The sequence below is a fragment of the Xenophilus sp. Marseille-Q4582 genome, from assembly GCF_916700565.1.
Classification (GTDB): domain Bacteria; phylum Pseudomonadota; class Gammaproteobacteria; order Burkholderiales; family Burkholderiaceae_C; genus Xenophilus.
In genome coordinates, this window is sequence record NZ_CAKAKO010000004.1 from 418024 (window position 1) to 441827 (window position 23804).

A 23804-nucleotide genomic window follows, 5' to 3' on the forward strand; every position below is an offset into this window, starting at 1 on the left:
GAATCGCCCCAGTCCCGGCCCGGCCGGCCGCAGCCACGGACAATCGGGGCATGCAGATTCAGGAAAAGCCGCCCTTCGACACCCCCTTCGAATGGATCGGGGGCGAAGCCAAGGTGCATGCGCTGGTGGAGCGCTTCTACGACCTGATGGACCTGGAGCCGGGCTATGCCGCCCTGCGCGCGGCGCACGGCCCCAGCCTCGACAACGCGCGCCAGCGCCTGTTCTGGTTCCTGTGCGGCTGGCTGGGCGGGCCCGACCACTACGTGGAGCGCTTCGGCCATCCGCGGCTGCGCGCGCGGCACCTGCCTTTCGCCATCGGCATCGCCGAGCGCGACCAGTGGCTGGCCTGCATGGAGCAGGCCATGATCGAGACCGAGGTGCCCGAGCCGCTGCGCCACCGGCTCCACGCGTCCTTCTTCCAGACCGCGGACTGGATGCGCAACAAGGGCGGCTGAGCGGCGCGGTGCGCGCGCCAGCGCAAACCGCCGATGCGATCCTTCAGTCCAGCCGGATGTTCTTGGCCTTGATGACGGCGCCCCGGCGGGCGTACTCGGCGTCAATGGTCTTGGCCATGTCCTCGGAACTGCCGCCCACGGGCGCGGAGGCTGCCGCGAAGCCGGTCCCGGGCAGCCGGCAGCGGCATCAGCGGCTCAGGCCACGCGGGCGCGCGCCCGGCCCGGCAGCCCGAGCCAGGAGGCCGTGCGCATGATGCTCATCATGCGCACGGCGCCGAAGCGGCGCCACACGGCCTGTTCCGCGCTGCGGCTGTCCGCGCACAATTGGATGTACCGGTGAAAGCCGCCGGCCGCATCGATCACTTTGACGGTGTAGGCACGCATCGATTCACTCCTGGCTGAGGGTGTGCAGCGCACGCGCAGCAGCAGCCGCGCGCTCAGCGGCCTGCGGCGTCGGCCGCGGTGGCCTGGCCGAACACGCGGACCATCTCGCGGTTGAAGGCCGGGATGTCGCCGGGATTGCGGCTGGTGACGAGCAGGCCATCGACGACGACGGTTTCGTCCACCCAGTTCGCGCCGGCGTTGGACAGGTCGGACTTCAGCGAGGGCCACGAGGTCATGCGCTTGCCCGCGGCCACGCCCGCTTCGATCAGCGTCCAGGGTCCGTGGCAGATCGCGGCGATGGGCTTGCCCGCCTGCTCGAAGGCGCGCACGAAGGCGACGGCCTGTTCGTCGATGCGCAGCGCATCGGGGTTGACCACGCCGCCGGGCAGCAGCAGGGCGTCGAAGTCTTCGGCCCGCGCGCGGGCCAGGGGTTGGTCGACGGCAAAGGCATCGGCCGGGTCGTGGTGGTTCCAGCCGCGGACCTGGTCCTGCTGGGGCGAGACCAGCGTGGTCGCGGCGCCGGCCTCTTCGAGCGCGGCCTTCGGCTTCACGAGTTCGACCTGTTCGAAGCCATCCGCAACGAGGATGGCCACCTTGATGCCATGGAGGGTCTGGGCAGTCATGCGATGAGGCTCCTTGGATGAGGCTTCCTGTGGAGCACTCAACTTAGGAGCAGCGCCGCTTCCCGCATGATCGGCATGCGCCGGCGCGGCCTGTCGGACGGCGGCGGGCCGCCTGTCAGGAGAGCGGCTGCCTCCTTGCCGGTCCGCCGAATCCATGCGGGCGTTCAGCCCGCGGACGGCACCCCGGCCCCGCCGCGCACGCGCACGGCGAAATTGAACAGCGGCGTGGCCAGCAGCGTGGTCAGGATCGCCATCAGCACGAGGATCGAGAACAGGCCGGGCAGGATCACGCCCGCCTGCAAACCGATGTTGATGATGATGAGCTCCATGAGGCCGCGGGCGTTCATCAGCGCGCCGATGGCCATCGCGTCGCGGTGGTTCTCGCCGGTCAGGCGCGCCGCGCCCCAGCAGGCCAACCCCTTGCCGCAGAAGGACGCCAGCAGGATGGCCACCGCCGCCAGGAAGATGCCCGGGTCGAAGAGCACCGACAGCCGCGTGTTCAGGCCCGAGTAGGTGAAGAAGATGGGCAGCAGGAACACGACGACGAAGGGCTGCAGCTGCTCGCGCAGCTTCTCCGTGAGCGGCCCGCGCGGCAGGCAGGCGCCCAGGATGAAGCCGCCGAAGACGGCGTGGATGCCGATCATGTCCATGGTGAAGGCGCTGAGCGCGAACAGCACCAGCACGGTCGCGAGCATGGTGCTGCTCAGCGGGCGGGCGGGGCTCACGTGATCGGCCAGGCGACGCAGCGCGCGCGAGCCGATGAAGATCATGAACAGCGCGAAGGCCGCGCCGCCGAAGATGGCCGCGTAGGCCCCGCTCCAGGAGCCCGAGAAGCTCGCCAGCACCACGGCCAGGATGCACCAGGCCACCGCGTCGTCGACCGCGCCGGCCGTGAGCGCCAGCGTGCCCAGCGAGGTGCCCGACAGCCCGCGCTCGGAGATGATGCGGGCCAGCATCGGGAAGGCCGTGATGGCGATCGCCGCGCCAAGGAACAGCGAGGCTTCGAGCGGCTTCACCGTCGCGGCGAAAAGGCCCGGTACCTGCAGCAGCTGCGGCGCCAGCAGGAAGGCCAGCACGAAGGGCACGAGGATGCCGGCCAGCGATACGCTGGCGGCGCTTTTGGCCCGGCTGCGGAAATGGTCGGCGCGGAATTCGGTGCCGACCAGGAACATGTACAGGCCCACGCCCAACTGGGCAGCCACGTACAGCATGCCCAGCGTCTCCTTGGGGAAGAGGACGCGCTGCAGTTCGGGCAGCAGCAGGCCGAACAGCGAGGGCCCCAGCAGCACGCCCGCGATCATCTCGCCTACCACCTGGGGTTGCCCCAGGCGCTGCGCCAGCCGGCCGACCAGCTGGGAGGCAGTGATGATCACCGCAACCTGAATGAAAAAGTAGACGGAGAGCTGCGCGGTGGGCATCGGAAGCCTTGGGATCGCCGGGAGGCGCGCACGTTATCACGCGGCCCGGGCCCCAGAAAGACCCATCGCTCAGCCCTCTGAGGCCGTGCGCCCAAGAAAAAAGCACCTGGCGTTTCCGCACAGGTGCTTGATCCGTTGGATGTCTGGTGGGCCCTGAGTGACTCGAACACTCGACCTACGGATTAAGAGTCCGCTGCTCTACCAACTGAGCTAAGAGCCCTTGTCTGCTTGGCATTCCTTGAAGGTCTGCGCTATCAGGCAAGACAGAAAGTATAGCGCATTTTTTCGGCTGTGTGCAAATGCGCTGCCGTGGCACTGGCGGCGGGTAGCATCCGCCACCTCGGCGCCGTGTGCGCCTTCCTCATTGCAATGGAGCTACAGATGATCGATGGGACCCGCCACGTGGTGGTCACGGGCGCTGCGGGTGCGCTGGGCCGCGCCGTCACGCAGCAGTTTCTGGACGCGGGCGCGCGCCTGGCCTTGGTGGAGCACAGTGGCGACCGGCTGCACCAGAGCTTTCCGGGCCTGGCGCATTCGCAGCATCTTCTGCTGCAGGCCGACGTGACGTCCGCTGAATCTGTTCGCACGCTGGCCGAGCAGGTGCTGCAGGCTTTCGGCCACGTGGACGCGCTGGTGCACATTGCAGGCGGCTTCGAGATGGGCCCCGCCGTGCACGAGCTGGACCGCGCCGCGTGGGACCGCATGATGAACCTCAATGCCTGGTCCTTCGTGGCGCTGGCGCAGGGCTTCGCCCCGGCGATGGCGCAACGCGGCAGCGGCAGCATCATCGCCGTCAGCGCCAAGTCCGCCGCGCGCGGCGTGGCGAACATGGCCGCCTACTGCGCGTCCAAGAGCGCGCTGCAGCGACTGGTCGAGAGCATGGCGAGCGAACTCGCGCCGCAGGGCGTGCAGGTCAACAGCATCGCGCCGAACGTGCTGGACACGCCGGCCAACCGCCAGGCCATGCCCGACGCGAACCCGGCGGATTGGGTGTCCACGGCGGTGGCCGCGCAGACCATCGCCTACCTCGCCAGTCCCGGCGCGGCGGCGCTGCATGGACAGCACCTGGTGCTCGATTGAGCGGGGCCGGCGCGGGTGCAGCGGCGGTGGCCGCGCCACGAAAAAGCCCCGACGCATGCGCATCGGGGCCAGGGTTCCGGTGGTGGCGGACGGCGCCGCCACCGAATAGACGTGCATTGAAGCAAATGGCAATGGCGCGGGTTGCCGGGGAATGCCCGGTGATTCACTTCCGCTTCTTCCCACGTTCTGCCGGGCTTGGCTAGCGCCTTGGCGGCGTCCTCCAGCGCCCGCACGCTGGCGTCCGCACCCTCGGCCTCCAACACGTTGCCGGACTCCCATGTCGTCAGGCCCATGTTGGGGCGGCGGCTGTCGGCGCGCTCGGCGATCAGTTCGGCGGCGGTCTTGCCAGTGACGGCGAATGCAGTTTGTTCTGGATGAAACGGAAGAATTGGGTGGTTTCCGGCAGTGTGGGGGAGTAGTCCGCCGCTATCGAAATATCTGGCGCACGCGCAGGTACATCCGGCGTTCACTGGTGCGGATGCGTTCGAGCAGTTCGTCGAAGCGGTCGGGCACGGCAGAACCGGCCACGGGCGGGTTCTTCAGGCGCTCGTCATCCAGCGTGAAGCCCTTGACCAAATACTCGGTCAGGCGCTCCGTGGCCCAGCGGCGGAACTGCGTGCCGCGCGGCGAGCGCACCCGGTAGCCGACCGCCAGAATGGCCTCCAGGCTGTAGTAGGCCACCCGGTAGTTCTTGCCGTCGGCGGCAGTTGTCAACCATTGGTTGATAACTGCCTCTGGCTGCAATTCGCCCTCGGCGAAGATCGATTTCAGGTGCTTGGCGATGTTCTGCTTGCTGGTCAGGAACAGCTCGGCCATGCCTGCCTGCGGCAGCCACAGCGTGTCAGCCACGCGTAGAGCAGGAACTCGCCGGGCAATGGTTGAAGTTGGTCAGTCATATCTTCCCCTCGATTCGATACCCCATCGCCCGGTAGCCGCGCTGGCGCTTGTCCCACATCCGCAGCAGGGCTGGATGCCCGGTGTCCACGAAGTCGACGATCCGCACATCGGTCTTGCTGGCGTGCTCCCGGTGCAGGCGACCCGCGTACTGCTGGAGCGTGCCTCTCCACGACACGGGCATCGCCAGCACCAGCGTGTCCAGCGGTGGATGGTCGAAACCCTCGCCGACGAGCTTGCCGGTGGCCAGCAACACGCGCGGCGCGTCGGGCGGCAGGGCATCGAGCGCCGCGATCAGCACGGTGCGTTGCTTCTTCGACATCCGCCCGTGCAACACGAACGGCTCCGGAATTTCGTCGGCCAGAGCGGCCCGGATGGCATCGATGTGCTCGGTGCGTTCGGTCAATGCCAGCACCTTGCGGCCTTGCCGGAAGGCACCGATGACCGCGCGGGCGATGGCACCAGCTCGCGCCGGGGCCTGGACGAGATACCGAAACACGTCCTGAATACCCGCGTCTGTCGGCAAATCGATAGTCGATTCGACGAACTGCGGTGTCACCGCCAGATCGTGCGGCGCTTCGGCAGGCTGCGCCGCCTTGTGCCGGATCGGCCCGCACTGCATGAAGATGATGGGCTGCTGGCCGTCGCGGCGGATCGGCGTCGCCGTCAGGCCGAGCACGTATTTCGCCTTCGCGTGCCGCAGGATGGCATCGAAGGACGCCGCGCCGATGTGGTGGCATTCGTCCACGATCACCTGACCGTAGCTTTCGACCAGCGGATCGACCTCGCCTTGACGCGAGAGGGACTGCATCACGGCGATGTCGATCTTGCCGGTGGGCTTGGACTTGCCGCCGCCGATGACGCCGACCACACCCTTGCCTGCGCCCAGGAATGCGGCGAGGCGTTCCTGCCATTGCTTGAGCAGCTCGGTGCGATGCACCAGCACCAAGGTGTTCACGCCGCGCCGGGCGATCATCGCTGCCGCCGTCACCGTCTTGCCGAAGGCCGTCGGCGCGCACAGCACGCCGGCATCGTGTTTCAGCATCGCCGCAACGGCGCCTTCCTGATCCGGGCGTAAGCTGCCGACGAAATCGCCAGCGATGGGCTCTCCGGCGTGGCGTTCGTCGTGCAGGTCGAGGCGAATGCCGTTGTCCGCCAGCAGTTCGGAGGCCGCATCGAAGCAACCGCGCGGCAGGGCGATGTGCTGCGGGTAGTTGTTGGCGCAGCCGATCACGCGAGGTTTGTCCCACACCGACATCCGCATTGCCTGCGCCCGGTAGAACTCGGGATTCTGGAAGGCGGCCAGCCGGATCAGGCGGTTCGCCAGCGCCTGCGGCAGTTGCGCCTTCTCGAAATAGACCTGATTGGCCAGCGTCACGGTCAAGGCCGAAGGCATATCGCCCGCCAGCCGCCCGTCAGGCGCGCTGTGCCGCTTCCACGGCGCGGCCAAATCCTCGTCGTCGATGAAGGTCACGTCCAGCGGATGCACGCCGCCCGTTGCCCGCAGGATGGCTAGGGCGTGTTAACACAAACTGCGAAGTCCATCGGCCACCAGCACAAAGCTGAGGAAGCCGAGGAACATCACGTCGAGCTTCTCGAATCGGGAGAAGATGCGTCGATAACCCTTGAGCCGCCTGAACAGACGCTCCACTTCGTTGCGGCGTTTGTACATAGCCCGGTCGTACTCCCATGGATCCAGCCTCTTCCTTGAGGGTGGAACGACGGGAATGAAACCCAAGTCCAGCGCCAGTTGGCGCGTCTCGTTGCCCTCGTAGGCGCGATCCATGAGCAAGTGCACGGGTCTGCTGGTCTTTCCCAGACTTTCGATCAGGCGTCGACCTGCAGGCGCATCGTGCGCCTGACCTGGTGACAAACAGAATGTCACGGCCGTTCGAGCATCCGCGGCAACCATAGGAATCTTGGTGTTCCATCCGCCTCGAGACTTGCCGATGGATTGCGGCCCGTTTTTTTTAAAGCGCCAGCGCCATCGGGATGCACTTTGATGCTGGTGCTGTCGAGCGAGACTGCCTCAATCTTGATGCGAATGACCTGCTCGCGCTGTAGCTCTTCAAACATCTTGTCCAGCACGCCAGCCTTGGTCCAGCGGCGCATGCGCGTGTAGATGGTGTGCCAGTTTCCAAACCGCTTGGGCAATCCACGCCACTTGCAGCCGTGCTCGGCAACATACAACATGGCGTTGACCACTTGCAAATTGGTCAGGCTGACATTGCCGCGCTGCAGAGGCAGGCAATGCTCAATGCGCGAGAACTGTTCAGGGGTGATTTCCATACTCGCAGTTTCTTGGAAAACTGCCAGTCTGGAAATTAGTGTTAAGACGCCCTGGCTCGATGTCGTGGGCAGGCATCGACACGATGGATGCGAGAAATGCCCACTGATCGGGATGCGGTCGCAGGTCAGCATCGACAAACACGCTGAACCCGTCCTCACGCGGCTTCTTCTGCAAGGGCAAGGCGATCAGGTTGCCGAAACCGCCCTTGGGCATCGTGTCCTGATTCGGGAACAACCGATCGTAGGAAGTCAGCTTCAGTTGCCGGGTGCGCGTGCAGGTGTGGCTGATGATGGCCGTGCCCAGACGACGGGCGTCGCGCGCCGATACCGCACCGGCGAAGAAAATCCAGGCGTGTGCACCTTGACCGGAACGGGAAATCTCCAGCGCCGCCGGTGCGCCCAGTTCATCGCAGGACTGGACGAAGGCGCGGGCGTCGTCTCGCCATTCGGCCTCGTCGAAATCGACGGCGAGGAAATGGCAGGTGTCGCCGTCCAGCAAGGGATAGACGCCGACCGTGTGGTCTCCGGCCAGATGGCCGTAGATCACACCATCGGACAGGGGGATCAACAGGCGGTTGCTGCAATCGCGCACTTGATGCGCGGCTTCTCGCAAACGCCAGCGCGCCATTCGTTGGCACAAGCAGGTGCGTAGCCGGACTTGCCGCTGGTCTTGCCTTCCCATCGGATGGGGTACACATCCGTGCGGCCGCGAAACAGCTTGCGGAACAGCGCGACCTTTTCGTCGGTCGTGAGGCGTGATGGTTCGGCGACTGGCTGCGGAACGGGTTCTTGCGGCAATCGCCATGCGATACCGTGCGCATCGAGTAAGGCAGCCAGACGGGCGTTTTCGGCGCGCACAGAAGCCAATTCATCGGCGCCCTTGCCCATTTCAACTCCACAGGTACCAGTCACGAAGACTCATCCAGCGGCCGAATGACCTGATCCAGAAAGTGGTGAAAGCGCGCTGCGTCATGGCCGTACCAGCCAAGTAGGCGCTGGCGCTCCAGCACCCGCTCCCTGTCGCGGAAGTCCTGCAGTACCTGCGTGAACCAAGGCTCATAGGTGTCGCAGGCCAGCGCCGCGTCGATCCACATTGACCAGATGCAGTTCTCGTCCGGAACACCATACATCTCACCCCCGCCCTGCCCGGCAATGAGGCGCTTGACCTCGTCGTCAGGGGAGCCAATGGTGAACCCCCAGCAGTCGGGCCGAACGAAAGGCTGCGGAGCTTCCATCGGGCGCCACAACACGAAAGCCCATTGCTCCGGGTAACGCTCGATCTCGGCTTCAGTCTCCAACAGACGAACGTCGCAAACCTTGCGCAGGGCAATGCTCCAGCACCCGGGTTTCCAATGCTTACGCAGCCACATCAGGCAGTTCCTGTATCGGCCCGAAGGAATCCGGTGGTCGGCACCTCCTCGCCATCCTCCAGGATCAGCACGTTTTCCGGCCAGCGCAAGGCTGCCAACCGCGTCCGCCAATCGGAGGGTGAACGGCCGCGCTCCTTATAGCGGCCGCCTACCGAGTAATCGACACAGAAGACCAGGCCCCGGTCTCCCAGCCAGTGGGTTGCCGCAATCCCTTTGAACAGATCAGGATCGCCCTTGCCCAACTCGGCACGATCCAGAGGCAGATACTGGCGCCAGTAGTGTCCAACCACTACCGGCACGGGATCGCCGTAGGCATCCCACCACCGCTCCCGCACCGCGAAACGCCACTCTTGACTGGCAAAGAACGGCGCCTGAGCGCAACGCTCCACCCCCGAAGTGAGGACGCGCAAGGGGTTGAGCATCTGCTGCAACTCGGCTTGGCGGCCTACGGCGTGCAGCATAGGAACCGGCGCGGCGGGATTGCCCAACTGGCCTTTCCATGCGGCAAGCTCACGCTCTGCTGCCGCGGCGATGCCCTGACGCTCCAGTTCGTTGCGGGCCTCGCCTTCGAATCGCTCGAACAATGCGGCCAAGCCTTCGCTCTTCACGAAGCCGATAGTCCTCAGGCGATCGATCGATGGTGCATCCCACACTGCATGCACAACGCGCAAATCCGCGCGCTCAAGGGCCAATGGCAGGGATCGAAAAAAAGCGAGCATATCCGGATCCTGTGCAGGATCGGTTCGCTGAAACGGCTCGTAAGCTTGGTCCCCGGGCCTGTGCTCGCCCCAGAACCAGTCATTACCGGCCTTGCGCTGCCCGCGCAGTATGTTCAGCTCATGGTTCCCGAGAATGGCCGATGCACGACCGCTGTCGACCAACTGCTTGACACGCCAAACAACACCGGGACTGTCCGGGCCCCGATCCACCAGATCGCCAACGATCACCAGATGGCGGCCATCCGGATGATGGCCATCCGCGTCGTAGCCGGCGGCGGCCAACAAGGACTCAAGTGCGGCGAGTTCGCCATGCACGTCACCCACCAGGTCCAGGGGCCCCCCGGGGAGGGCGGCGACGAGAGACGAGGAATTCATAGCATATCAATCTGGTAAATCGGACCTTCCCTAGAACGGTATTTCATCGTCAGATGCACCGCTTTCGACCGAAGGGGGCAGCGCGCCCTTGGGAAGTGGCAGGTTCGTGACTACGAACAGGTTGAGAATGTCGTCCCTGTCCATGAACATGATCTGCGACCGTTTGGCCGCATCCAACTTGTTGCCAATCCAGTTGCGCGCCTGTTTCGTGATTTCGCCGCCCGCGACGATGAAGGCGTGGTCAACCAACACGCGCCGATTTAGAGCGGCTAACAAAACGGTGGGAGATGGCGAATGCAGATAACGCAGCAGGCCAGCGAGAGCAACGCGACATGAATGTCGATGCGGCGCTCGAAACGAGTACGCAGCTTGCCGAAGGCGGCCAGCCAGGCGTGCGTGCGCTCGACCACCCAGCGATGACGCCCGAGCCGGTCGTTGCGTTCGATGCCGCGCCGGGCAATACGCGAGGTGATCCCCAGCTTGCGCAGGTGAAAGCGGCAGCGAGCATAGTCATAGCCCTTGTCGGCATGCAGTTTGTGCGGCCAGCGCCTGGGCCGACCGCGACAGCCACGTACCGCTGGCAACGCGTCGACCAGTTGCTCGAAAACCACCGAGTCATGCCGGTTGGCGCCCGTGACGCAGAAGATCAGTGGGATGCCTTGGCGGTCCGTGATGATGTGGCGCTTGCTTGCGAGTTTGCCCCTGTCCGTGGGGTTGGGGCCGGTGTAGTGGCCCCCCGGGGGCTGGCCACACTGGCCGCATCCATGCTCGCACGGCTGAAGTCCAGTTTGCCGGCGCCGCGCAATTCACCGAGCAACAACAGATGCAGGCGATGCCACACGCCCGCAGCCTGCCAATCACGCAGACGCCGCCAACAGGTCATGCCACTGCCGAAGCCCAGTTCCTGGGGCAACTCCTCCCAGGGAATGCCGGTGCGCAGCACGAACAGAATGCCGTTCAGGGCCATCTCGTCGCTCACTCGTGGGCGACCGCCTTTGGCCGAGGCAACGACTACCGGCAACAGCGGGGCAACCTTCTTGAACAGCGCGGCGCTGATTTCTCTATTCCTGTTTCGACCCATGCCTCATCAAACACCAATCAAGCGCTCGATGATGACATGGTTTTGTTAGTAGCTCTAAGGTGCTGGATGGCCTCGCCAAGCGTGAGTTCATCCGGCAGGTTGGCAAGCGGTGGCGGGTCACTGCTGAAGGCTACGATGCACTTGGCGTCCGCGCCCCAGCTTCAGCAAGAAGCGCATCGGCAAGTTCGAGGCCAAGCTCGACCAGATCATCGCCAATGCCGACGGTGCACCGCCCGCGTCGAACGACGCGGAACTGGAGACCGCCGTCACTGCCGCCGAAGCGACGTGGGCCAAGCCACGCACGCGGACAAGACAGCAAGCAGGCCGAGGTCATGCGGATGCTGCAACGGCCGGAAGACGCGACCCCCGTCCGGCAGATTTGCGCCGCCACTGGTTGGCAGGTGCATACACCGTGCGCGGCACCTTCACTGGGGCGTTCAAGAAGAAGCTGGGCCTGGCCCTGGTGTCCGGCAAGCAGCCCGGCGGCGAGCGCATCTACCGCGTGGCCTGAAGAAGGACGGAGCCGGAGGCCAGAAAGAGCTTGGCTTCCGGCTCCGTCAGCGCGTTGCTTCAATCATCGCCACACGCCACGGAGAACGCCATGAGCAACACCATCATCCCCGCTATCCGCAATGAGGCCTGGGGATTCTGGGCAGGAAGAACGAACACGCCGCACGGCGTGGCCGATGGCGATGACCGCCATCGCCGACGCCACGGGCGAGGACTTCGACATCGTTCGAGCCTTCCTCAATAGCCGGCACGGACGCCATCTCGTGGACGAAGTCCACAACGGCCTCTACGGCGGCGTGCCCCTCAAGGACGCCATCGACGCCGCTACGCAGAGGTGGAATGGACTGGACGCAGGGAATACGGCATCCCGCGCGGGCTGCCGTCCCTCACGGGCTTCGTGATCCACTGCGGGATCATCGAGCAACAGGAAGCCGCCTGACCAACTGCTGATGGCGCTGCCGGGGTGTCCAGTTTCTGGATATCCTTTCGGCGCTGGCGGCAGCACGTTCACCCATCCGGCGTAATTGGGCGCTGAAATGGCCGCAACCGCTCGCCGATGCTGCGTTTCCGCCCATCACCGTGGGGTCGGCCCGCGGCCCCGATCACGAGCGCGAACCTGCCGGGGTGCGAACCGCAAACCCTGCGAACCTCGGTTCGCACCCTGACGGTAGCGAAGCGCTGCGCTCGCGCCCCCATATTGCCTGTTCCGCAGGAAGGACCCGTTTCGCCTCGGGCGCTGCTGCGCACGTCGCCCGCGCCGAACCCCTTCTATGAAATCCCACTCGCGCTTGCGAAATCTGCGAATCTTGCGAAACCCCTTGCCGGCATTGGCGTTTTCGGATTCGAAGCCCCCGTGCGAAGCCTGCGAGTCGGTCGCCGCGTGTTTCGCAGCTTTCGCATGGCGTGCGCAAGCGGGAAGCCTTGGCCCACAAGGGCTTTCGCGGCATTCGCGCGATTTGCAAGGGCAGGAACGAAAACTCGCAATGGCAGAGCACGACCCGCCCTTCAATCCGCTGCTGCTGGCTGTGGGGCGAGGTCAGCGTCGAGATGCAGGCGCTGGCGACGCTGATTGGTCGTGCCGGGGAACTGCTAGAGTCGCTGCATCAGCCCACGGTCGCGGACTGGGCGAGCAATGCCGCCATCGGCATCGTGCGCACGATGCTTTCGATCCCCAATACGCCGAACGCTACGGCAACTTCGCCGATGTCACGCGCCGCGTCCCAGGCAGCGACCGTGACAGATGTGCAGATCTACGCGCTGCTGGCCATCGCCGAAGCCCGCACTTCGGCGGAAGGCTACTGCGACCTCGCCACCGGCATCGAGGATGAACTGGCACGCAACGCCATCGGCCCGGACGAAGCCGGCGAGATTGCGTGGTTGCGCCGCGAAATCGCCCAGTGGGAGCGCGAGCAATGGCGCTGGTCGGAGGACATCGCCCGGCTGGCGGGCACGTTCGCGGTGTTCGACGGCGATGCGCAAATCGGCGAGGAGCACATCGAACGCGCCGCTGCGCTGATGCGGCACTACCTCGACGAAGCCCTGCGGCTGTGGGGCGCGGGTCAAGTATCCGCCGAACTGAGGCTGGCGCAGGAAGTCCTGAACTGGCTGCGCGAGCGGGTGGGGCCTGGCCGAATCATCCCGATGGCCGCCATCTACCGCTTGGGGCCGTCGGCGACCCGCAGCGCCAGCGCCGCGCGCAAGGGCTTGCAGGTGCTGGTGCAGCACGGCTGGGTCGAGGTCGCCAAGCAGCCCAAGGCGCGAAGCCTCCCAACTGGTGGGCGGTGTGGAAAGCGGGGTGGTTCTGGACGCCCCCCGCCACCGTACCCCGGCCCGGAACTCCGCGAATACTGGCGATTCGGCCAAGAACAAGGCCAACCCAGCAGAGTTGGCCTTGAATGTGTGGTGGAGAGGAGGAGGATCGAACTCCCGACCTCCGCATTGCGAACGCGGCGCTCTCCCAGCTGAGCTACCCCCCCACGCGGTGCCGCAAATTCTACCGCTCGCCCGCACACGGGAGAAGTGCCGGGCGCGGCGGCCTCACATCAGCAGGTGTTCGCCCGCGTTGTCGCCGCCCAGGATCACGTAGTTGACCTTGCGGATGTCCATCAGCTTCCTGCCGCCGGCATAGCTGATGGAGGACTGCACGTCCTGCTCCATCTCGATCAGCGTGTGCGCCAGCGGGCCCTTGATGGGCTCGAGGATGCGCTTGCCTTCGACATGCTTGTACTCGCCCTTGTTGAAGTCGCTGGCCGAGCCGTAGTACTCCTTGAAGCGCTGGCCGTCCACTTCCACGGTCTGGCCGGGCGACTCCTCGTGGCCCGCGAAGAGCGAGCCGATCATCACCATGCTGGCGCCGAAGCGGATGCTCTTGGCGATGTCGCCATGGCTGCGGATGCCGCCGTCGGCGATGATGGGCTTGGTGGCCACGCGCGCGCACCACTTGAGCGCGGACAGCTGCCAGCCCCCGGTGCCGAAGCCGGTCTTGAGCTTGGTGATGCACACCTTGCCGGGGCCCACGCCCACCTTGGTCGCGTCCGCGCCCCAGTTCTCGAGGTCGATCACGGCTTCAGGCGTGGCCACGTTGCCGGCGATCACGAAAGCCTTGGGCAGCTTGCTCTTGAGGTACGCGATCATGTTCTTCACGCTGTCGGCATGGCCGTGCGCGATGTCGATGGTCACGTACTCGGGGCTCAGGCCCTTGGCCAGCAGGCGGTCCACGGTGTCGTAGTCGGGCTGCTTCACGCCCAGCGAGATGGAGGCGAACACGCCGGCCTTCTGCATCCGTTCGACAAAGGCGACGTTGTCCAGGTCGAAGCGGTGCATCACGTAGAAGTAGCCGTTCTGCGCGAGCCACAGGCAGATGGATTCGTCCACCACCGTCTTCATGTTGGCGGGCACCACCGGCAGGCGGAAGTGCCGGCCGCCCAGTTCCACACCGGCGTCGCACTCGGAGCGGCTTTCCACGCGGCACTTGCGCGGCAGCAGCAGGACGTTGTCGTAGTCGAAGATTTCCATGACCAGGCTCTCCTTGGAAGAAGGTCGTTGATGAACGAATGAGCGCTTGGCTTGGCCGGTCCGTCTGCGCGCTGCCGCGGGGGCAGGCACAAAAAAACCGGGCGCAAGAAAACTTGGGCCCGGTGACCGATTCTAGGCGGGCGCCCGACCTGGCGGCATCCAAGGGGCGACATAGACCCTATGCACTTTGCGTGATGCCGCCGCGGCCGCTCCCATCCGGCCCGCCAGCGGCAGGCCAGGTCCATGCCGAAAAGCCAGGGGCCCACGCGCACCTTCGACGCCGCCTGCGCCCTCCAGCTTCATGCTGCGGCGAGCAACACGCCGGGGAAAGGACCTGCCGATTCCGGCGGCGGCGAGGCCTGCGGGCCGTGCGGGCCGGCGTGTTGTCCTGCACCTTCGCGCGCCGCAAGCGCATGGGCTGATCTGCGGAGGGGGGCCATGTTTGACGCAGGTCATGCACGGGCCCCGTGCCGCGTTCCACAATGACACGTGCCGGCCGGGGGCGGGCCCGGGCGGCACCGCAGTTCTTCGTTGTTCCCGCCGATCAGAGACCGATCATGATGTTGCGCCTTCTCGCCGCCACCGCCGCCTTCGCGCTGGCCACGCCTTTCCAGGCCGCTTCAGCCGCGTCACCCCCGGACTGCAAAGTGCAGATCGAAGGCAACGATGCCATGCAGTTCAACCGGAAGGAAATCGTGGTGCCCAAGAGCTGCCAGCGCTTCACGGTGGAGCTCCGGCACGCGGGCAAGCTGCCCAAGCAGGCCATGGGCCACAACTGGGTGCTCAGCAAGACCACCGACGCCGCCAACGTGGCCAGGGACGGCATCCCTGCCGGCCTGGACAAGCAGTACGTCAAGCCGGGCGATGCGCGCGTGATCGCCTTCACCCGGGTGCTGGGCCCGGGCGAGACCGACGCCACGACCTTCGACGTGAGCAAGCTGTCGGCCGGCGAGTCCTACACCTTCTTCTGTTCCTTCCCCGGCCATTCGGCGGTGATGAAGGGCGTGCTCAGGCTGGGCTGAACGCCGCCGGCCTTGCCAGGCGGCTGAAAAGGGGCCGCTTCATACAATCGGGAGCATGTCGTTCCCGGGTCCAGATGCCGCACCGCCGGCTTCCTCGCTGCCGCTTTTCGATGCAGCGCCATCCTCCGCCTCTCCCCTGTTGGGCAGCCTCAACGAGGAGCAGCTCGCGGCCGTCACGCTGCCCGCAGGGCATGCGCTGATCCTGGCGGGAGCGGGCTCGGGCAAGACGCGCGTGCTCACCACGCGCATCGCCTGGCTGCTGTCCACCGGGCAGGTGTCGCCGGGCGGCGTGATGGCCGTCACCTTCACCAACAAGGCGGCCAAGGAGATGATGACGCGCCTGACGGCGATGCTGCCCGTCAACGTGCGCGGCATGTGGATTGGCACCTTCCACGGTCTGTGCAACCGCTTCCTGCGCGCGCACTGGAAGCTGGCCGGTTTGCCGCAGAGCTTCCAGATCCTGGACACGCAGGACCAGCTCTCGGCCATCAAGCGGCTGATGAAGCAGTTCAACGTGGACGACGAGCGCTTCCCGGCCAAGCAGACACAGTGGTTCATCGCCGGCGCCAAGGAAGACGGCTTGCGCCCCGGCGACATCGAGCCCAAGGGCGAGGACGAGCGCAAGAAGGTCGAGCTGTACCAGCTCTACGAGGCGCAGTGCCAGCGCGAAGGCGTGGTCGACTTCGGCGAGCTGATGCTGCGCAGCTACGAGCTGCTGCGCGACAACGACGCGGTGCGCGAGCACTACCAGCGCCGTTTCCGCCACATCCTGATCGACGAGTTCCAGGACACCAACCGCCTGCAGTACGCGTGGATCAAGATGCTGTCGGGCCACACCGACGCACAGGGCCGCTTCACGCCGGCGCCGCACAGCAGCGTGCTGGCCGTGGGCGACGACGACCAGAGCATCTACGCCTTCCGCGGCGCCCGCGTGGGCAACATGCAGGACTTCGTGCGCGAGTTCGACGTGCAGCGCCAGATCAAGCTGGAACAGAACTACCGCAGCTACAGCAACATCCTCGATTCGGCCAACGCGCTCATCAGCCACAACAAGAAGCGGCTGGGCAAGAACCTGCGCACCGACCAGGGCCCCGGCGAGCCCGTGCGCGTGAACGAGGCCACCAGCGATTTCGCCGAGGCCCAGTGGATGGTGGAGGAGATCCGTCACCTGGTGCGCGAGGGCATCCCGCGCAAGGAAGTGGCGGTGCTCTACCGCAGCAACGCGCAGAGCCGCGTGATCGAGACCGCGCTGTTCAACGCCAGCGTGCCCTACCGCGTGTATGGCGGCCTGCGCTTCTTCGAGCGGGCCGAGATCAAGCATGCGCTGGCCTACCTGCGCCTGCTGGAGAACAAGGACGACGACACCAGCTTCCTTCGGGTGGTGAACTTCCCGCCGCGCGGCATCGGCGCGCGCAGCATCGAGCAGCTGCAGGACGCCGCGCGTGCGCGCGGCATCTCGCTGTACGGCGCCATCGCGGGATTGCCGGGCAAGGCGGGCGCCAACCTGTCGGCCTTCGCCGCCAAGATCGACGTGATGCGCGAGCAGACGCAGGGTCTGTCGCTCAAGGAGATCATTGAGCTGGTGCTGGACGCCAGCGGGCTCGAGGAGCACTACAAGGCCGACCGCGAAGGCGCGGACCGGCTGGAGAACCTGGCCGAACTGGTGAACGCGGCCGAGAGCTTCGTGACGCAGGAAGGTTTTGGCCGCGACGCGGTGGCGCTGCCGGTGGACGAGCTGCGCCAGTCGCTGGTCAGCCAGGGCATCGACCCCTCACGCGCGGTGCTCGACGAGCCGCTGGCGCCCGATGCCGAGACTGGCGAGACGCTGAGTCCGCTGGCGGCCTTTCTCACGCATGCGGCGCTGGAAGCCGGCGACAACCAGGCGCAGGCCGGGCAGGACGCCGTCCAGCTGATGACCGTGCATGCGGCCAAGGGCCTGGAGTTCGACGCCGTGTTCATCACGGGGCTGGAAGAGGGGCTGTTCCCGCACGAGAACTCGATGAGCGACGTCGAGAGCCTGGAGGAAGAGCGGCGCCTGATGTATGTCGCCATCACGCGCGCGCGCCAGCGCCTGTACCTGAGTTTCTCGCAGACGCGCCTGCTGCATGGCCAGACGCGCTACCACCTGCGCAGCCGCTTCTTCGACGAACTGCCCGAGGAGGCGCTCAAGTGGCTCACGCCCAAGCAGGCCGGCTTTGGCCAGTTCGGCGTGGCGGGCGGCGGGCGCGGTGCGGGCGCGTTGGGTGGCGGCTATGGCAGCAGCAGTGGTTACAGCGGCGGGTACGGGGGCCGCGGCCCGGGCTTCGGCGGCGGCGCAGCGGCCGTGCCCAGTGCGCCGGTGGTGCGCAAGTCCGAACCCTCGCACGGCCTGCGCGTGGGCATGCAGGTCTTCCACAACAAGTTCGGCGAGGGGGCCGTGCTGGCGCTCGAAGGCAGTGGCGAGGACGCGCGCGCGCAGGTGAAGTTCGGGCGCCACGGCGTCAAGTGGCTGGCGCTGAGCGTGGCAAAGCTGACGCCGGTTTGAGCCAGGCAAAAGAAGCGGCCCTGAACCGCTTCATCTTCATGAGGCGAGGCGCCAGCGCGCCGGTGCGTCAATCTGCTTGAAAGCAGTCGCGGAAGCTGAACCAGGCCGAGGCGAAGAACATCGCCGACAGCAGGAAGGTGCCGCCCACCATCACGCCCGCGCCCATGGGCCCGGCCACCGAAGCCAGCAACGAGCCCACCAGGGCCAGAGCCAGGCTGGCGGCCAGGGCCACGCCGGTCCAGCACAGGATGAACACCCCCATGGCGCCGATGTTGCGGATGCAGGTGACGAAGCTGAAGAACAGGGCCTTCACGGGCGGTACGCCGTGCCAGTGCAGCAGCGCAGGGGCATGCCAGAAGGCCAGGGCCACCGGCACGTAGATCAGCATGCGCAGGATCATGGCGCCCTGGAAGGCGCCGCTGCGCACCACCTCGGCCTTGAAGGTGCCGTCGGTGTTGATGGCGTCGGCCATGGGGTCGCCGATCAGCAGCGAGGCCAGCTGGCCGATCAGCAGCACGGCCACGGCATACAGCGCACCCATCACGGCCAGCGGCCGCGCCTTCTCGCGCACGGCGCCCCACGCGGCCATGAACACGCGCGCCGACAGGGGCGGCGCGGACTGGCCGGGGCGCGCCAGCGGAAGGGCGCCGCCCCGCTGCTGCCGCCAAACGGTCTCGCTGGCCACCATGATGGCCAGCGTACTCGCCGGCCCCAGGGCGACGGCCAGCGGCACGCCGACCAGCGGCAGCGAGGCCAGCAGCGCCATGCCGGCCATGAAGATCATGAACAGCGAGAAGAAGGCCATGGGTGCACGGCGGAAGGCGACGAGGCCTTCGCGCACCCAGCGCGCACCGGTGCCCGGCGAAACGACCAGCAGCTTCATGCGGGGGCGGCCGCGGATGCGCCCGCGAGCTGCGCGTCGGCGCCCCGCGCGCTGCGGTGCGCAGGCACGCCGGCGCGCTGGCGCAGCACGCGTTCGAAATGCGCAGGATCGTGCGGTTTGAGCATGCTGGCTTCGCGCGGCAGGTGGAAATCCCACAGGCGCGAGATCCAGAAGCGCAGCGCAGCCGCGCGCAGCAGGCCCGGCAGCAGGGCGCGCTCGGCGGCTTCCAGCGGGCGCACCGCCTCATAGGCGCCCAGCAGGGCCTCGGTGCGCGCCGCATCGGGCGTGCCGGTGGGCAGATCGATGGTCCAGTCGTTGAGGCAGACGGCCAGGTCGAACAGCCAAGTGTCGGTGCCTGCGAAGTAGAAATCGAACACGCCGGTCAGCCGCGGCGCTTCGCCCTCGGCGGCCGGTGGCTCGAACATGGCGTTGTCGCGGAACAGGTCGGCATGCACCGGGCCGCGGGGCAGGGCCTGGTAGGCGGCGGACTCGGCCAGGTGGTTCTGGTAGGCCAGCTCGCCGGCCAGCAGCGCGGCCTGGCCGGCGTCGAGGTAGGGCAGCACGACCGGCACCGTCTCGTTCCACCAGGGCAGGCCGCGCAGATTGGGCTGGATGCGCGGAAAGTCGCGGCCGGCCAGGTGCATGCGCGCCAGCAGTGCGCCGAGCTCGGCGCAGTGGGCAACGCCGGGCGCCAGTTCGCTGCGGCCGGCCAGCTTCTGCACCACGGCGGCGGGCTTGCCGGCCACGGTATGCAGCAGCGGGCAGGGCGCGTTGGCGGGCTGTTCGAGCGGGTGCGCGGCCGCGCCGGGCAGGGCTGCGGGGTCGGCCACCGGCGCCGGCACGGGCAGGCCGCGCTCGGCCAGGTGGCGCATCAGTTCCAGGTAATAGGGCAACTGCGCAAAGCTCAGGCGCTCGAAGAGCGTGAGCACGTATTCGCCCTGGTCGGTGGTGGCGAAATAGTTGGTGTTCTCGATGCCGCCCTCGATGCCGCGCAGGGATTGCAACGCGCCCAGCCCGAGGCGCTGCAGGAGGGCGCCGGCCTCTTCCAGGCCCACTTCCGTGAAAACTGCCACGTCAGAACTTCATCACGTTCCAGACGCGCGAGCCGCCCGAGCCATCGCCCTGGCGCGCACGGCGCTCGTCGGTGGGCTGCACTTCGTAGGTGGGCATGGCGTTCTTGGGCTGCACCGTGATGCTTTGCGTGACGCCGCCGTAGCGCATTTCGTCCACGCGGGCGCCGGTGTCCTCGACGGTGATGTGCTCGATCTTCTGGTTGCGGCGGCCGTCCAGCGGCTCGGACGAGCGCTCCACCGGAGCCGCTGCGGGGGCCGTGGCCCCCGGGGTCTGCTGTGCGTGCGACCCCACCGGAGACAGCACGAAGCCCAGCACCAGCAGGCCGGTGCGCATGGGCGCGGAAAGGAGCGGGGAGGTCGGGCGCATGATGCGCCGATTGTAGGTGCCGCCCGCCCTGCCGGCTGTCGGCCGGTGCGCTGCAGGCCTGCCCGCCAAAGGGGGCGGGTCGCGGTCCGGCCAGGCGGCAAAATGCCGCGATGACCGACAAGAAAACGCTGCTGCTCGTCGATGGCTCGAGCTACCTGTACCGCGCCTTCCATGCCATGCCCGACCTGCGGGCGGTGCCGGGCGACCCCAGCAGCCCCGCCACCGGTGCCATCCGCGGCATGATCAACATGATGCAGGCCCTGCGCCGCGAGGTGCGCGCCGACTACGTGGCCTGCATCTTCGATGCGCCGGGCAAGACCTTCCGCGACGACTGGTATCCCGCCTACAAGGCCAACCGCTCGCCCATGCCCGACGACCTGCGCACGCAGATCGAGCCCATCCATGCCGTGGTGAAGCTGCTGGGCTGGCCCGTGCTGTGCGTGCCCGACGTGGAGGCCGACGACGTGATCGGCACGCTGGCGCGCACCGCGGCGGACCAGGGGGTGGAGGTGATCATCTCCAGCGGCGACAAGGACCTGAGCCAGCTGGTGGACGCGCACATCACCATCATCGACACGATGAACGGCAAGCGCCGCGACGTGGCCGGCGTGACGGCCGAGTTCGGCGTGCCGCCCAGCCTCATGATCGACTACCAGACCCTGGTGGGCGACAGCGTGGACAACGTGCCCGGCGTGGACAAGGTCGGCCCCAAGACGGCCGCCAAGTGGCTGCTGCAGTACGGCTCGCTCGACGCGCTGATCGCGCAGGCCGCCGAAGTGAAGGGCGCGGCCGGCGAGAACCTGCGCAAGGCGCTGGACTGGCTGCCGCAGGGCCGGCGCCTGGTCACCATCCGCACCGATTGCGCGCTCGACGACCATGTGCACGGCCTGCCCGCCCTTGATGCGCTGGCGCCGCGCGAGCAGGACCCGGACGCACTCAAGGCCTTCTACGAGCAGTACGGTTTCAAGGGCCTGGTCAAGACGCTGCAGGCGCACGCCGTGCAGCCCGAACGCCTGGAACAGAGCCAGGCCGAAGGTGGCCCCGAAGGCGGCACCGGCCTGCTGGACGGCTTCGAAGTGGCGGCCGCGGCCCGGGCGTCCAACCTGCGCTACGACACGGTGCTGGACTGGGACGCCTTCGAGCGCTGGCGCGCGAAGATCGAGGCCGCCGAACTGGTGGCCCTGGACACCGAGACCACCTCGCTCGACGAGATGCGCGCCGAGATCGTGGGCCTGAGCTTCAGCGTGCAGCCCGGCGAGGCGGCCTACATTCCGCTCATGCACGACTACCCCGGGGTGCCCGCGCAGCTGCCGCGCGACGAAGTGCTGGCACGCCTCAAACCCTGGCTGGAAGACGGCGCGAAGAAGAAGCTGGGCCAGCACATCAAGTACGACCGCCATGTGTTCGCCAACCACGGCATCGAGGTGCAGGGCTACGCGCACGACACCATGCTGCAGAGCTACGTGCTGGAAGTGCACAAGCCGCACGGCCTGGCCAGCCTGGCCGAGCGCCACCTGGGCCGCAGCGGCATCGACTACGAAGACCTGTGCGGCAAGGGCGCACACCAGATTCCGTTCAGCCAGGTGGCGATCGACAAGGCGGCCGAGTATTCGTGCGAAGACAGCGACCAGACCCTGGACGTGCACCGCGCGCTGTGGCCGCGGCTGGAGGCCGACGAGAAGCTGCGCTTCATCTACGAGCTGGAGATCGCCAGCAGCGAAGCGCTGTACCGCATCGAGCGCCATGGCGTCCTGATCGACGCTCCCACGCTGGCGGCGCAGAGCCATGACCTCGGCCAGCGCATCCTGGCGCTGGAGCAGCAGGCCTACGAGATCGCGGGCCAGCCCTTCAACCTGGGCAGCCCCAAGCAGATCGGCGAGATCTTCTTCGAGAAGCTGGGCCTGCCCGTGGTCAAGAAGACCGCCAAGGGCGCACCCAGCACCGACGAGGAAGTGCTGGAGAAGCTGGCCGAGGACTATCCGCTGCCGGCCAAGATCCTGGAGCACCGCGGCCTGTCCAAGCTCAAGGGCACCTACACCGACAAGCTGGCGCAGATGGCCCTGCCGCGTACGGGCCGCGTGCACACGCATTACGCGCAGGCCGTGGCCGTGACCGGGCGCCTGTCGAGCAACGAACCGAACCTGCAGAACATCCCGATCCGCACGGCCGAAGGCCGCCGCGTGCGCGAGGCCTTCATCGCGCCGCGGGGCCATGTGATCGCGAGCGCCGACTATTCGCAGATCGAGCTGCGCATCATGGCCCACATCAGCGGCGACGAATCGCTGATGCGTGCCTTCACCGAAGGCATGGACGTGCATCGCGCGACGGCGGCCGAGGTCTTCGGCACCGCGCCCGACCAGGTCAGCAGCGAGCAGCGCCGCTATGCCAAGGTGATCAACTTCGGCCTGATCTACGGCATGAGCAGTTTCGGCCTGGCGCGCAACCTGGGCATCGACAACACCGCGGCCAAGAGCTACATCGACCGCTATTTCGCGCGCTACCCGGGCGTGAAGGCCTACATGGACGAGACGCGCGCGAGTGCCAAGGAAAAGGGCTACGTCGAGACCGTGTTCGGCCGGCGCCTGTACCTGCCCGAGATCAACTCGCCCAACGGCCCGCGCCGCGGCGGCGCCGAGCGCGCGGCCATCAATGCGCCCATGCAGGGCACCGCGGCCGACCTCATCAAGCTCAGCATGAACAAGGTGCAGGCGGTGCTCGACGCCGAGCAGCGGCAGACCAGGATGATCATGCAGGTGCATGACGAACTGGTGTTCGAGGTGCCCGAGGCCGAAATCGAATGGGTGCGCGCCGAGATCCCGCGCCTGATGGCCGGCGTGGCCGAACTCAGGGTGCCGCTGCTGGCCGAGATCGGCTTTGGCCCCAACTGGGAGCAGGCGCATTGATGCGCCCGCCGCCGGCCTGGCGTGCGGCCTATGAGGCGCAGGGCTTCGCAGTCCTGCCGGGTTTCGTTGACGCGGCCTGGATCGAAGCCTTGCGCGACGCGGTCGATGCCGTGCAGCGCAACGTGGCGACCCTGAGCGAGGCCGAACTGGCGCGCCTGGTCTTCGAGCGCGACCTGAGCGCCAGGCGGCGCGATGGCATCGGCGCCGAGGCGGTGGGTGACGCGCTCTTCATCCTCGGCGAGCCGGAAACCTTCGATCCGGTGTTCCTGCGCCTGCTGACCTGGCCGCCGCTGGTGCAGGCGGCGCAACTTGCGCTGGGCAGCGACGCGGTGGTCAGTCACTTCATGAACGTGACGATCAAGCATCCGCGCTTTGGCCGGTCGATCGCCTGGCACCGCGACTTTCCGAACACCTACATCTGCCCCGAAGGCCCGGACTTTCTTCGGCTGATGCTGTGCCTGGACGGCATGGACGCGGAAACGGGCGCCACCGGTTTCGTGCCCGGCACGCACCGCGTGTCGGATGAAGCGGCGCGCGAGGCCAAGCGCCACGAGGATGCGCACGGCACGTCGGTGCCCGCCGCGCAGACGGTGCAGACGCTCGTTTGCGCGCCAGGCGATCTGGTGCTCATCCATCCCAAGGTGTTGCACGGCGGCGGCATGAACACCGGGGTGCGGCCGCGCCGCAATGTGGTGATGCAGATCGGGCTTGCCTCGGCGCCATTGGTCACCGGGTTCCGCGAGAGCACCACCGGCCTCGTGCTGTCGCCTTGAAGGGCTTGTGCAACGCGCGTGCAATGCGCGGGCGTGGCAGCTTCGA

The 23804-nt window shown here is 67.0% G+C and carries 25 protein-coding genes, 2 tRNA genes and 1 pseudogene; 8 read left to right on the forward strand and 20 right to left on the reverse strand.

Annotated features, from left to right (window positions below):
- Window positions 1-50: 50 nt before the first annotated feature.
- Window positions 51-455 (forward strand): group II truncated hemoglobin, encoded by a 405-nt coding sequence (locus tag LG388_RS17290; RefSeq protein WP_225783971.1) that lies wholly within the window; start codon window positions 51-53, stop codon window positions 453-455.
- A 195-nt stretch (window positions 456-650) separates the two neighbouring features.
- Here the strand turns inward: LG388_RS17290 and LG388_RS17295 are convergent, their stop codons facing one another.
- The 4 genes from LG388_RS17295 to LG388_RS17310 form a co-directional block, all read right to left on the reverse strand.
- Entirely contained in the window at window positions 651-839 is a 189-nt protein-coding gene (locus LG388_RS17295; RefSeq protein WP_225783972.1) for a hypothetical protein, read from the reverse strand.
- 53 nt (window positions 840-892) lie between these two features.
- Window positions 893-1462, reverse strand: a complete 570-nt coding sequence (locus LG388_RS17300) for a type 1 glutamine amidotransferase domain-containing protein (RefSeq protein WP_225783973.1) — start codon at window positions 1460-1462, stop codon at window positions 893-895.
- 164 nt (window positions 1463-1626) lie between these two features.
- Window positions 1627-2880 (reverse strand): cation:proton antiporter, encoded by a 1254-nt coding sequence (locus tag LG388_RS17305; RefSeq protein WP_225783974.1) that lies wholly within the window; start codon window positions 2878-2880, stop codon window positions 1627-1629.
- 144 nt (window positions 2881-3024) lie between these two features.
- Window positions 3025-3100 (reverse strand) — tRNA-Lys (locus LG388_RS17310).
- A gap of 161 nt (window positions 3101-3261) precedes the next feature.
- Between LG388_RS17310 and LG388_RS17315 the strand changes: the two genes are divergently transcribed.
- On the forward strand, window positions 3262-3960 hold the full coding sequence (locus LG388_RS17315) for an SDR family NAD(P)-dependent oxidoreductase (RefSeq protein ID WP_225783975.1): 699 nt from the start codon (window positions 3262-3264) through the stop codon (window positions 3958-3960).
- On the opposite strand, the gene rhuM is transcribed toward LG388_RS17315, so the two are convergent.
- From rhuM to LG388_RS17360, 10 genes are all read right to left on the reverse strand, one after another.
- Window positions 3903-4430: a RhuM family protein gene (gene rhuM, locus LG388_RS26840; RefSeq protein ID WP_370630186.1), complete on the reverse strand. Its 528-nt coding sequence runs from the start codon at window positions 4428-4430 to the stop codon at window positions 3903-3905. The two genes, LG388_RS17315 and rhuM, sit on opposite strands and share 58 nt — an antisense overlap.
- Complete coding sequence (locus LG388_RS26705; protein WP_255632184.1) at window positions 4387-4809, reverse strand: virulence RhuM family protein; 423 nt, start codon at window positions 4807-4809, stop codon at window positions 4387-4389. Before LG388_RS26705 ends, rhuM begins: the two co-directional genes overlap by 44 nt.
- A gap of 43 nt (window positions 4810-4852) precedes the next feature.
- Complete coding sequence (locus LG388_RS17325; RefSeq protein WP_370630187.1) at window positions 4853-6328, reverse strand: DEAD/DEAH box helicase family protein; 1476 nt, start codon at window positions 6326-6328, stop codon at window positions 4853-4855.
- A gap of 48 nt (window positions 6329-6376) precedes the next feature.
- Window positions 6377-7143 (reverse strand): IS5 family transposase gene (locus tag LG388_RS17330; protein WP_225783976.1). Its coding sequence is split into 2 segments (ribosomal slippage): window positions 6377-6828 and window positions 6828-7143, totalling 768 coding nucleotides; the frame shifts between segments, so codons are not numbered across the junction.
- Entirely contained in the window at window positions 7127-7711 is a 585-nt protein-coding gene (locus LG388_RS17335) for a DNA primase small subunit domain-containing protein (RefSeq protein ID WP_225783977.1), read from the reverse strand. The genes LG388_RS17330 and LG388_RS17335 overlap by 17 nt, the downstream gene beginning before the upstream one ends.
- Entirely contained in the window at window positions 7708-8031 is a 324-nt protein-coding gene (locus LG388_RS17340) for a hypothetical protein (RefSeq protein WP_225783978.1), read from the reverse strand. The genes LG388_RS17335 and LG388_RS17340 overlap by 4 nt, the downstream gene beginning before the upstream one ends.
- Window positions 8032-8051: 20 nt before the next feature.
- Window positions 8052-8513 carry a hypothetical protein gene (locus LG388_RS17345; RefSeq protein WP_225783979.1) on the reverse strand — a complete coding sequence of 154 codons (462 nt, stop codon included), beginning with the start codon at window positions 8511-8513 and terminating at the stop codon, window positions 8052-8054.
- Window positions 8513-9607, reverse strand: coding sequence for a metallophosphoesterase (locus LG388_RS17350; protein ID WP_225783980.1), 1095 nt, complete (start codon window positions 9605-9607; stop codon window positions 8513-8515). The genes LG388_RS17345 and LG388_RS17350 overlap by 1 nt, the downstream gene beginning before the upstream one ends.
- A 30-nt stretch (window positions 9608-9637) precedes the next feature.
- Window positions 9638-9859, reverse strand: a complete 222-nt coding sequence (locus tag LG388_RS17355; protein ID WP_225783981.1) for a hypothetical protein — start codon at window positions 9857-9859, stop codon at window positions 9638-9640.
- A gap of 17 nt (window positions 9860-9876) precedes the next feature.
- A protein-coding gene (locus LG388_RS17360; protein ID WP_225783982.1) for an IS5 family transposase occupies window positions 9877-10688 on the reverse strand; the annotation gives its coding sequence in 2 pieces (ribosomal slippage) (window positions 9877-10352 and window positions 10352-10688; 813 coding nt in all).
- A gap of 59 nt (window positions 10689-10747) precedes the next feature.
- Here LG388_RS17360 and LG388_RS26845 point away from each other — a divergent pair.
- Window positions 10748-11199 (forward strand): annotated as a pseudogene (locus tag LG388_RS26845) (DUF3489 domain-containing protein).
- 175 nt (window positions 11200-11374) lie between these two features.
- Window positions 11375-11599, forward strand: coding sequence for a hypothetical protein (locus LG388_RS26850; protein ID WP_370630188.1), 225 nt, complete (start codon window positions 11375-11377; stop codon window positions 11597-11599).
- A gap of 805 nt (window positions 11600-12404) precedes the next feature.
- On the opposite strand, the gene LG388_RS17375 is transcribed toward LG388_RS26850, so the two are convergent.
- From LG388_RS17375 to LG388_RS17385, 3 genes are all read right to left on the reverse strand, one after another.
- Window positions 12405-12923: a hypothetical protein gene (locus tag LG388_RS17375; protein ID WP_225783983.1), complete on the reverse strand. Its 519-nt coding sequence runs from the start codon at window positions 12921-12923 to the stop codon at window positions 12405-12407.
- Between the two features lie 175 nt (window positions 12924-13098).
- A tRNA-Ala gene (locus LG388_RS17380) sits at window positions 13099-13174 on the reverse strand.
- Window positions 13175-13235: 61 nt separating this feature from the next.
- A complete protein-coding gene (locus LG388_RS17385) occupies window positions 13236-14213 on the reverse strand; it encodes a GMP reductase (protein ID WP_225783984.1) in 978 nt (325 codons plus the stop codon).
- A 557-nt stretch (window positions 14214-14770) separates the two neighbouring features.
- Here LG388_RS17385 and azu point away from each other — a divergent pair.
- Together azu and LG388_RS17395 are read left to right on the forward strand one after the other, a co-directional pair.
- The gene (azu, locus tag LG388_RS17390; protein WP_225783985.1) at window positions 14771-15235 is read left to right on the forward strand and encodes an azurin; all 465 of its coding nucleotides are present in this window, start codon (window positions 14771-14773) and stop codon (window positions 15233-15235) included.
- A 55-nt stretch (window positions 15236-15290) separates the two neighbouring features.
- Window positions 15291-17759, forward strand: coding sequence for a UvrD-helicase domain-containing protein (locus tag LG388_RS17395; RefSeq protein WP_225783986.1), 2469 nt, complete (start codon window positions 15291-15293; stop codon window positions 17757-17759).
- Between the two features lie 67 nt (window positions 17760-17826).
- On the opposite strand, the gene LG388_RS17400 is transcribed toward LG388_RS17395, so the two are convergent.
- From LG388_RS17400 to LG388_RS17410, 3 genes are read right to left on the reverse strand one after another with little or no spacing between them, the layout of a single operon-like run.
- Window positions 17827-18642: a BPSS1780 family membrane protein gene (locus LG388_RS17400; RefSeq protein ID WP_225783987.1), complete on the reverse strand. Its 816-nt coding sequence runs from the start codon at window positions 18640-18642 to the stop codon at window positions 17827-17829.
- Window positions 18639-19715, reverse strand: coding sequence for a homoserine kinase (locus LG388_RS17405; RefSeq protein WP_225783988.1), 1077 nt, complete (start codon window positions 19713-19715; stop codon window positions 18639-18641). The genes LG388_RS17400 and LG388_RS17405 overlap by 4 nt, the downstream gene beginning before the upstream one ends.
- Window position 19716: 1 nt before the next feature.
- Window positions 19717-20082 carry a hypothetical protein gene (locus tag LG388_RS17410; protein WP_225783989.1) on the reverse strand — a complete coding sequence of 122 codons (366 nt, stop codon included), beginning with the start codon at window positions 20080-20082 and terminating at the stop codon, window positions 19717-19719.
- A 110-nt stretch (window positions 20083-20192) separates the two neighbouring features.
- Between LG388_RS17410 and polA the strand changes: the two genes are divergently transcribed.
- Complete coding sequence (gene polA / locus LG388_RS17415; RefSeq protein WP_225783990.1) at window positions 20193-22985, forward strand: DNA polymerase I; 2793 nt, start codon at window positions 20193-20195, stop codon at window positions 22983-22985.
- Entirely contained in the window at window positions 22985-23758 is a 774-nt protein-coding gene (locus LG388_RS17420) for a phytanoyl-CoA dioxygenase family protein (RefSeq protein ID WP_225783991.1), read from the forward strand. Before polA ends, LG388_RS17420 begins: the two co-directional genes overlap by 1 nt.
- The last annotated feature ends 46 nt before the right edge of the window (window positions 23759-23804 follow it).